At 55.7% G+C, this 6,668-nt stretch carries 3 protein-coding genes and 2 tRNA genes; all 5 read right to left on the bottom strand.

What is annotated here, in order from left to right; translation table 11 throughout:
- Positions 1-5: 5 nt before the first annotated feature.
- Positions 6-1,820: a DUF3466 family protein gene (locus ACJROR_RS08100; protein ID WP_406546681.1), complete on the bottom strand. Its 1,815-nt coding sequence runs from the start codon at positions 1,818-1,820 to the stop codon at positions 6-8.
- A gap of 156 nt (positions 1,821-1,976) precedes the next feature.
- Positions 1,977-3,905 (bottom strand): ATP-binding cassette domain-containing protein, encoded by a 1,929-nt coding sequence (locus ACJROR_RS08105; protein WP_406546682.1) that lies wholly within the window; start codon positions 3,903-3,905, stop codon positions 1,977-1,979.
- A complete protein-coding gene (rlmKL, locus tag ACJROR_RS08110; protein ID WP_406546683.1) occupies positions 3,905-6,238 on the bottom strand; it encodes a bifunctional 23S rRNA (guanine(2069)-N(7))-methyltransferase RlmK/23S rRNA (guanine(2445)-N(2))-methyltransferase RlmL in 2,334 nt (777 codons plus the stop codon). Before rlmKL ends, ACJROR_RS08105 begins: the two co-directional genes overlap by 1 nt.
- A 192-nt stretch (positions 6,239-6,430) precedes the next feature.
- Positions 6,431-6,515 (bottom strand) — tRNA-Leu (locus ACJROR_RS08115).
- Positions 6,516-6,582: 67 nt separating this feature from the next.
- Positions 6,583-6,667: transfer RNA gene (locus ACJROR_RS08120), tRNA-Leu, on the bottom strand.
- Between the last annotated feature and the right edge of the window lies 1 nt (position 6,668).

Genomic DNA, 6,668 nt, shown 5'->3' on the forward strand with positions numbered 1-6,668 from the left:
CAGATTTACTCCCCTTTCTTCTTTCTGATACAAAAACCTGCCGCGGCCAGAACTGCAAGCCAGAACATGCTGAGGGATCCTCTGGTGTGGGAGGATTTTGAGGTGTAGGACTTTAAGGTGTCAGGGTAGGTAACCTCCCGGTCATGATTCAGCGTGGCCGTGCCCTTGGCCTCATCAATGACGAATACCCCCGTGTCCGGAGTCAGCATGACCGTTACCGGAACGGCATTCTGGTAATTCTCCCAGTCTGATTCGGTTTCATAACGGAAGGCCGAGGCCAGAATGATCCCCTCGTCATTGATGGCCACCGGCCATTCCACATAATAATATCCGCCGTTCTGAAGGCAGTCTGCTTCGCCCTTCTCGTTCCTGCCGCAAATGTAATCGTTAACATAATTGAAGGATCGATCCTGATCCGTATAGATAAACCCGGTCTGAGCTCTGTCCACGGCATAGTTAACCGGCTTTTTGTCAGCGGGATTGTCTCCCCAGCCCACCACCACGGAGTAGCTGTTGATGTCAGAGCCCTCGGCATTGGCTCCCCGGAACGGATAATCAGCGGCCGGGAAGGTTATCCTCGGAAAGTTATGATCGGCGCTGTAGGCGGAAATGCCGAAGTCAAGCGGCCGATTGGAATTCTTGCTCTTGTTCATCTTCCTGTTTGCAAGAATCACGCCCTTTTTGTTAATCGCCTGAACCCAAGTATACATGTTTTCATCATCGTTGCTTCCCGGCCGGGACATTCCCGTGATTTCCCAGCAGCGATCCCCCAGAGATAAATTATCCCCGTCTATGGTCACATCCCAGACGCAGGAGGTGTTGGCCGTGGAGGCTCCGGAGCCGAAATCGTCGGTGGCCGAATATCCTGCGGCCACAATTCGGTCATCAAGCTTAACCAGATCCATAATGGCGGCGGTGGACAGGGAATTCTCGCTGGAACCGATATCAATGTAGCCCTTGGCCTGAGTGCCGATAATGACCTCCCCGTCCTTCATTTTTTCCGGATCTATGAGCCAGACCGTGGCCTGGGTTCTGAAGCCGGGACATATGCGATAATCCCCGCCGGCCTCCCAGTTGCCGTGATAGCAGTGGGAAATAAATTTCTTGATATTGCCGTCATAATTGCCGAAGGAGCTGTATCCGCCCACCAGAATCCTGCCGTCCTCAAGGGGGAGAAAGGAAAGAGCGGTGGCATAGCCCCCCACCTCCTTGTAGGCCTCGGGATTATCTCCCCAGCCCAGAGGGTTCTGCAGAATAAAGGTCTTGCCGTTAAACCGGGCCACCCCCTCCCGCCGGTAATAGTTATACTCGGTATTGTATTCGGACTTGTTCACCCGGTAGCCGACGCCGTCGCCGTTTTCGTCAATGCGCAGCAATATCGCGGTATTTTCATCAGAGGAAACGGAATCCGTAACCCCGGTAACCTCAGGGGTGTAGTAGAGCATTTCATAGCGCCATTTTTCGGCATAATTCGGGTTACCGTCCCAGTAGGAATCGCAGACGCTGCCGTCAAGGATGTCATAGCAGTCCATGAACCTTCTGATATGCTGTCCGAGGTCATACTGATGCGGCGCCGTCATCATGCTGGAAAACATATTGTGCCGGTAGTACACCGAGGCCGCTTTGGGATTTTTTCCCTCGCTTAAGGACATGGCAAAGGGGCCGAAGGCGGCAAATGAACCGTTATTGACCTCGGTAATCTGAAATGCCGGCTTGGCGGCCCCGGCGGCAAAAGCCGGACTCCCCCAGAGACCGGCGACTCCGGCCAGGAGCATTCCCAAACCAAATCTGAAGGCTGATGACTTATCTTTTGACAACATTATTATTTCCTGCGACTTTTGCTGTTATATGTTCAATTGCTGTTATATGTTCAATTGCTGTTGTGTGTTCTGTTATTTATTCCGCTGCTGTCTGCTCTGCTGTTTGTTCCGTCCTGGGATTAACGCCGGCAGTCCGGTGATTATTTTCCGGCAATTTCAGGGATTCGCAATGGCTTCCAGCTCCTCCCAGCGGGCATAGGACTGCTCCAGATCGCTCTGACAGGAAGCATACTTTTCCTGATTGGCCTTCATGTCCTCCGGGGACAGAGCGGCATAATCACTGCTCCCGAAGAGCTGCTCCAGCTCTGAAATGGCCTTCTCCAGTTCCTCAATGCGGGCCGGCAGGGATTCGAGCTCCCTGTTTTCCTTATATGACAGCCGGCGGGGGCGGGGGTTCTCCCGTTTTTCCGCGGAAGATCTGTTTACCGGGGGCTTCTCCGGGATTTTACCAAAATTTTCCCGGGGAGCCGCGGTAATTTTTTGCGGCTCCTTCTGAGCCTCCCGGGCCTCCAAAGCCGCCCGGACGTCGGAATAGCCGCCGATAAAGGTTTCCGCTCTCCCGGTGCCGTCAAAGTACCAGGTCTCGGTCACCACCCGATCAAGAAAATACCGGTCATGGCTGACCACCATCAGGGTAGCTGAAAAGTTTTCCAGAAGCTCCTCCAGAAGATCCAGAGTCTCGATATCCAGATCATTGGTGGGCTCGTCCAGAATCAGGAGATTGCACGGCTTCAGAAAAATCCGGGCCAAAAGGAGCCGGTTCTTCTCGCCGCCGGAAAGAGCCTTCACCGGGGTGCGGGCCCGTTCCGCCGAAAACAGAAAATCCTTGAGATAGCTGTAAATATGCAGCTTTTTGCCCCCGGCCTCTACCTCGGTTTTGCCGGGAGCCAGGTTGTCCATCACCGTCTTTTCGGGATCCAGCTGCTCCCGGTACTGATCAAAAAACGCCACTTCAAGACGGCTTCCGGTTTTTATTATGCCGGAGGCCGGCTTAATATCCCCCAGCAGAGCCTTGATAAGGGTGGTTTTGCCGGTGCCGTTGGCGCCCGCAATGCCGATCTTGTCGCCCCGCACCACATAGGCGGAGAAATCCCGCAAAAGCTCCCGATCCCCCATGCGGAGACAAAGATCCGTGATCTCAAAAACGATCTTTCCCGACAGTTCTCCCCCGCCGGCCCGGAGTCTGACATTGCCGAGACGGTTTCTTCTCTCCTGATGCTCCCGGCGCATTTCCCGGAGCCGGCGCACCCGGCTGTCGGATCTGGTGAGACGGGCCTTGATGCCCTTCCGGATCCAAGCCTCCTCCTGGGAAAGCCGGCGGTCAAAGTCCTCGTTGCGGATCTCCTCCAGCCGGAGCGCCTCCTTCTTGGCGGAAAGATAGCTCTCAAAATTCCCCGGAAAGGAGGTGATCTGCCCCCGATCCACATCCGCCACTCTGGTGGCCACGGCATTGATAAAGCTGCGGTCATGGGAAATAAAAACCACCGCTCCGGGAAAGGCCCGGATAAAATCCTGCAGCCACTCAATAGCCGGAATATCCACATGGTTGGTGGGCTCGTCCAGAAGGAGGAGATCCGGAGCTGCAGCAAGAGCCCGGGCCAGCGCCACCTTGCGGAGCCAGCCTCCGGAAAGAGTGTCCATTTCGCTGTCGGGATCCAGCTTCATGAGGCTGAGAATACGCCGCACCTCCTTGTCATAAACCCAGCCGTGGGCGGCCTCAATGATTTCCCCCAGCTCCGAAAGGCGGCTCTGATTGGTTTCGGGATCCCTTATCAGAAGAAAGTATTCCGAAAGAGCCGCCCCGATCTCCGGCACGCCCCGGGCCGCATAGCAGTAGACCGGAAGCTTAAGATGGGCCGGGGGATCCTGCTCCAGGCGGGAAATCCGGAGCCCCTGCTTCACGATTCTCCGGCCGTCGTCGATATTAACGGAGCCCTCCATGATTTTAAGGAGGGTGGACTTCCCGGAGCCGTTTCGGCCCACCACGGCGACTCTTTCATGCTCCTCGATGGAAAGAGAAGCCCGGTCAAAAAGCGGAGCCGCACTGTAGGAGAGGTAAATGCTGTCCAGATTCATGAGAGACATCAGGCCGGTTCCTCTCTGTTTTGAGATGCGGAAGCGCCGGACGGAACCCCGGTTTTGCCGGCGGGGGCCGAATCCCCCGGAGCCGCCTCCCGGAGCACGAAGCAGCAGTGGATCTTCTTATTCCGGCTGAAATCCTCGGGCAAAGTCTTCAGGGACACGTCCTCAAAGGTCAGTCCCAGAGCGGCCACCGCCGCAGTGTCCAAATGGAAATTCCGCTTGTTGTTGGAAAATATAATCACCCCGTGCGGTTTCAGGAGCCTCTTAAGATCCCGGAGGAGATCCGCATGATCCCGCTGCACGTCAAAGCTTTCCTCCATTCTCCGGGAATTGGAAAACGTCGGCGGGTCTGCAAAAATCAGGTCAAAGCGATCCCCGCAGGTCTTGATCCATTTCAGGCAGTCCGCCTGCACAAACTGGTTCCGGGGATTTTTAACGCCATTGGCCTTCATGTTCTCCCGGGCCCAGTTAAGATAGGTGCGGCTCATGTCCACCGTAGTCACGCTGCGGGCGCCGTTAACCGCGGCGTAGACGCTGGCGCTGCCGGTATAGGCAAAGACATTGAGCACATCCCGTCCCGGGCTCATTTCCCCCACCATGCGCCGCGCCAGCCGATGATCCAGAAAGAGTCCGGTATCCAGATAGTCCCAGAGATTGACGATAAAGCAGCAGCCGTATTCCCGGATAAGCAGGGTTCTTTTGGTTTCGCTGAGCTTCTCGTACTGACTGTCCCCCTTTTTGCGCTCCCGCACCTTAAGGACGATATTCTCTCCGGGGATATCCAGCACCTCGGCCACGGCGGCGATCATGTTAAGAAGCCGCCGGTGAGCGACGTTGACAGGGATGGTTTTCGGGGCCTGATACTCCTGCACCAGAACATAATTGCCGTAAAGATCGATGGCGGCGGCGTAATCCGGGAGATCCGCATCATAAATGCGATAGGCCTCAAGGCCCTCTCTCCGGGCCCATTTACTGAGCCGCTTCAGATTCTTCCGGAGCCTGTTGGCAAAATCCGCGGCAATAATGGCCTTTTCTCCGGAGTCCGGGCTTTCCCGGGACAGCTCTCCCGGAGCCTTCTCCGGAGTTTTAAGAGCGGCTTCGTCCGGAGCCTGTTCCGGGAGCTTATCCGGCTCTCCGTTTTTTCCGTTCTCTCCCTTTTCTCCGTTTTCTTGAATCGGCTCCTCCCTTCTTATGGCAAAGGTTCTGAGCTCGCAGGGAATGGCGCCGTTAAAGAGACGGTAGGTGCGTTCCGCGCGGAGTCTTAAACAGCTTAAAAGATCCTGAGAGGAGGAGATAATCCCGGCCCGCCAGCCCGGAAACTCGCTTCTGATTTTGTTGCCCAGAGATGTGTAAAGCTCCAAAAGCTCCGCGAAATTCCCCAGCCGCTCGCCATAGGGAGGATTGCAGAACAGGACTCCCGGCTCGGCCTCCGGAAAGGGATTTCGGAGACTCCGGATATCGCAGACATCCACCTGAATAAGATCGGTGAGTCCGGCCTTCGCAATATTATCCCGGGCCCGGGCCACCACCTCGGGATCGCTGTCAAAGCCCCGGAAGCGGATCCCGGCCTCCAGAAGCCGCTTTTTGCCGGCGGCGGCTCTTTCCCGGGCTTCGGCCTTGAGCCGGGCCAGCAGGGAGGCATCAAAATTCCGAAGCCCCGCAAAGCCGTAGCGGCGCCTCAGAAGCCCCGGAGCCATATCCGCCGCCTTCATGCAGGCTTCAATAAGGAGGGTGCCGGATCCGCACATGGGATCCACCGCATTTCCGGTAACATAGCCGCTTCTGACGATAATGGCCTGCGCCAGGTTTTCCTTCAGGGGCGCGGCTCCCGCTCTGGCGCGGTAGTCCCGGCGGTGCAGGGATTCCCCGGAAAGGTCAATGGAAACGGTGACATTGTTCTTTTTGTCCAGATGGGCATTGATTCTGACGTCCGGGTTTTCCCGGTCAACATTGGGCCGAAAGCCCGTCTGTCTGGAAAAGCGGTCACAGATGGCGTCCTTCACCCGCACGGCGCCGTACTGGGTATTTCTGATAAACTGATTGCTGCCGTTGAAATCCACAGCGATGGTGGTCTGATTGTCAAAATATTCCTCATAGCGGAGACTGTAGGCGCCATTGTAAAAATTGATGTCATCTCCGGCATAGAAGGTACCCAGAGCCAGAAGCACTCTGGTGGCAAACCGGGTTTCCAGACAGATCCGGATGCCGGTCTCCGTATCTCCGGCAAAGCTGACGCCAGCGATGGTTTCCTTGACATTGGCGGCTCCCAGAGCGGAAAGCTCCTCCCGGAGCAGGGCTTCCAGCCCCCGGGGACAGGCTGCAAAATAATTCAGCATAGATCAAACCTCGTTTTAAGTCCCTGTATTATATCAAAACGGCCCGGCCGGGAAAATTCCGGCAGGTGGGAATGACAGAGCAATACAAAGCACGGATCCCCGGAAAGAAACAGGAAAGAGTCCGCAACCGGAACTTAAGCAGCAATCAAACAAAGGAAATAATTAGAAAAAGCATTTGAGAGAACTTTTGAATGGTACCCAGAGAGGGACTTGAACCCTCACGATTTTACTCACTGCCACCTGAAGACAGCGTGTCTACCAATTCCACCACCCGGGCGCAATAAAAGGTAAAATGCCGATTCTGAAATTAAGCCTGACCGAGCGAATCACTTTCGATCAAACTATGGTACCCGAGGCGGGACTTGAACCCGCACGCCGCTAAGCACTACCACCTCAAGGTAGCGTGTCTACCAATTCCACCACCCGGGCA

It is taken from the genome of Succinimonas sp., from assembly GCF_045225735.1.
Taxonomy (GTDB): domain Bacteria; phylum Pseudomonadota; class Gammaproteobacteria; order Enterobacterales; family Succinivibrionaceae; genus Succinimonas.